This is a genomic window from Streptomyces sp. NPDC017991 (assembly GCF_044328075.1).
Lineage (GTDB): Bacteria > Actinomycetota > Actinomycetes > Streptomycetales > Streptomycetaceae > Streptomyces.
The window spans coordinates 1-3,074 of record NZ_JBIRGP010000048.1 but is presented as its reverse complement, the minus strand read 5'-3'; the positions used below and the strand labels follow the sequence as shown (position 1 = coordinate 3,074).

The following is a 3,074-nucleotide window of genomic DNA, read 5'->3' as shown; positions in this document are numbered from 1 at the left end:
CAACACAACCCGGTTACTGGGGGGGCAAACCCCGGCCCCCCCCCCCCCCCCCCGCCGGGGGGGGGGGGCCCCCCCCGGGGGGGGGGGGGGGGGGGCCGCCCCCCCACCCCCTCGCCCCCCTCCCACCCCTACCCCCTCCCGTACAACTCCCCATGCGACAGCCACACTCCGCCCGGCCCCTCCACCGACTCGGCGGCCCATACGGCCCTCACGATCGCGCGTGTCACCAGGTCCGCGCCCGCGGCGAGGATCTCGTTCAGGGCGAGGGGGTCCTCGGCGGCGAGTGGGCGCGCGCCCGTGGCGAGGGCGAACACCGTGTCGCCGTCGTTCAGCAGATGGACCGGCCGGACGGCTCGCGCGATGCCGTCGTGTGCCGTGCCCGCCATCTTCTGGGCCTGTGCCTTCGACAGGTCGGCGTCGGTGGCGACCACCGCCAGCGTGGTGTTGAGCGGAGGGACCGAGTTCTTCGCCGCGGCCTCCGCCAGCCGCACCCGCGCCGCCCGGTGAACCTCCGCGGCCGGACAGCCCAGCTGCCCCTGGACCAACTCCCCGTACAGCGCCCCCCTCTCCGGCTCCAGCACCGACCCCGCCGCATTGGCCACGACGAGCGCGGCCACCGTGATCCCCGATTCGAGGACGGCACTCGCCGTGCCGACCCCGCCCTTCATCATTCCGACGGCCGCCCCGGTCCCGGCGCCCACGCACCCCTCCCGTACGGGCGCGCCCTGCTCGCTCGCCGCCGCGGCCTCCACGGCCTCGCGGCCCGTCGCCGCGTCCGGCCGGGCCCGGAAGTCGCCACCCCGGCCCAGATCGAAGACGCAGGCCGCCGGCACGACCGGCACGACATGGTGCGGATCGGGGCCGACCCGCACCCCGCGCCCCCGCTCCTCCAGCCAGGCCATCACGCCCGTCGCCGAGTCCAGCCCGAACGCACTGCCGCCGGTCAGTACGATCGCCTCGACCTTGCGCACCACATTGCGCGGGTCGAGCGCGTCGGTCTCCTTGGTACCGGGTCCGCCGCCGCGCACGTCCACGGCAGCGACCGCGCCACCCTCCGGGGCCAGGACGACCGTCGTTCCGGTGAGCCAGCCATCGCCGATCCGCGTGGCATGCCCCACACGCAGCCCGGTCACATCGGTCAGAGCGTCAACAGTCATGGGGCCAGTGTCGACCCCGGCCCCATCCTGAGAGGAGACCTCCGCGGACGCCCGGCCGCACGCGCGCCTGCGCGTACCCTGAAGGTATGAGCGAAGCCGGAGCGCCCACCCCAGAACCGCGTGAGCCCAAGGCCGCGCTGGTCTTCGACGACCCGCTGAGCCGGCCGTCCGAGGACGACACGGACCGCGGGTGGGGCGAGAGGCCGACCGGCGACAGTGCCGCGGACCTGGCCCGCTTCCTGGACGAGAAGCCGCCCCACCACATCTGATCCCGCCCGCGCCCCAGCCGACCGCCGGCCGTCCAGCGACCGGTCCGGACAGCGTCGGCCACCGCCCCGAAGCCCGCCCCTATCGCTCGCCCTGTCCGGAGCCGCGCTGGGCCACCAGGGCGTCGCGGATCTCCTTCAGGACCGCCAGCTCGGTGACCTCGATCACCTCCTGCGTGTTCTCCCGCGCCTTCTGGCGGGCCGCCTGCCGGGCGAGGTACTTGGACATCGGCAGCACCATCAGGAAGTAGACGACGGCGGCGGTGATCACGAAGGTCAGCGTCGCGCTGAGGACGGTTCCCCACATGATGGGAATGCCATTGGTCGCGGTCCCCGTCGCCTCGTCGAACTTGCAGGGGTGCTTCAGACACGAGCTGTACTTGTCGAGGTCCTTGGTGCCGAAGGCGCCGACCAGCGGGTTGATCACGCCCTTCACCACGGAGTTGACGATGTTGGTGAAGGCAGCGCCGATGACCACCGCGACAGCCAGGTCGACGACGTTCCCGCGCATCAGGAAGGCCTTGAAGCCGTCCCAGATGCTCGGGTCCTTCTTCTTCTCGCTCACCAGGGGGATCCTTCTCGGTTGCACAGACTGTGGAATGAACAGCTCCGCAACCTACGTCAGGGTGCGGCGGCCCTGTCCAATTCCCTACCTCCAACGAGCGACTTGACAGCCACACCACAACCCGCCTGATCATGCTCAGCACAAGGTCACCGCCAGCCGCGAGGTCACACCTGCCCCGGCCAACCGTGCGGCAGTCCTCCTGGGCACGGACAGAACGATCAACGCCCCGCCCTCGGACACGCTGTCCAAGGACTCCGGGACCTTCGTCACCCGCACCCCACGGGCCACCACCTGTGCGTCACCCGCCGCCGACTCCTCGGCCGCGACCACGTCCACCCGGTCACCGGGCCTGAGCAGCCGCACGGTCGCACCGTCGGCGATCCGCACGGGCGCCGTCACCATCTCGACCGGCCGCCGCTCCCGCACGGAGTCGACCACCGGCCGGGGCGGCCCCGCGCCCCGTGCCGCCACCTCCCTCGGCCCGGCCGCGACAAGGGCCGCCGCGGTCACGGCCAGCCCCGCCGCCAGAGCCCGTCTCCGGCACCGGACCAGCCGGCGCAACTGATACCGCCCACCCCGCACCCGTACAGGAGCGAAGTGCGGTACCTGGCACGTGCTGGGAACGTCCGTGCCCAACGGACGCGGGAAGGAGGACAACTGCGACACGAGTACCACCGCCTGCGGTCGGAGATCGCTTTCGAACCCCAGACTGCAGCCTCACCGAGATTCCCGCCGACACCCGTGGACAGCCCCCCACTTGTGGAAAACCCCACCACCCGAACGGGAGACTCCGCCCCGCGCAGGACGGGAAGGCGGCCCAGCGGTCACCCGGCGACGAGACCCGGGAGCGGGCCGTGCCGGTACGTCGAAAGTCCGCCGCGTAGGGCTCCTCCAGGAAGCGGCGCCCTCAGAACTCACAGCCGTACACCCGGGGGCGGCGGACTCGACGTACCGGCACGGCCCGCTCCCACCACCTCGGCCCGGGGGGGGGCCCCCCCCCCCCCCCCCCCCCCCCCCCCCCCCCCCCCCCCCCCCCCCCCCCCCCCCCCCCCCCCCCCCCCCCCCCCCCCCCCCCCCCCCCCCCCC

General features: G+C 73.6%; 4 protein-coding genes. 1 reads left to right on the top strand and 3 read right to left on the bottom strand.

Annotated elements, in window-relative coordinates; translation table 11 throughout:
* Positions 1–128: 128 nt before the first annotated feature.
* Entirely contained in the window at positions 129–1,157 is a 1,029-nt protein-coding gene (locus tag ACH4DZ_RS44985; protein WP_398295613.1) for a P1 family peptidase, read from the bottom strand.
* 86 nt (positions 1,158–1,243) lie between these two features.
* On the opposite strand from ACH4DZ_RS44985, the gene ACH4DZ_RS44980 reads away from it, so the two are divergent.
* On the top strand, positions 1,244–1,426 hold the full coding sequence (locus tag ACH4DZ_RS44980) for a hypothetical protein (RefSeq protein WP_398295611.1): 183 nt from the start codon (positions 1,244–1,246) through the stop codon (positions 1,424–1,426).
* A gap of 79 nt (positions 1,427–1,505) precedes the next feature.
* On the opposite strand, the gene mscL is transcribed toward ACH4DZ_RS44980, so the two are convergent.
* Both mscL and ACH4DZ_RS44970 read right to left on the bottom strand, forming a co-directional pair.
* Positions 1,506–1,988, bottom strand: a complete 483-nt coding sequence (gene mscL / locus ACH4DZ_RS44975; protein WP_398295610.1) for a large conductance mechanosensitive channel protein MscL — start codon at positions 1,986–1,988, stop codon at positions 1,506–1,508.
* Between the two features lie 135 nt (positions 1,989–2,123).
* Positions 2,124–2,654, bottom strand: coding sequence for a hypothetical protein (locus tag ACH4DZ_RS44970; RefSeq protein ID WP_398295608.1), 531 nt, complete (start codon positions 2,652–2,654; stop codon positions 2,124–2,126).
* Positions 2,655–3,074: the final 420 nt, after the last annotated feature.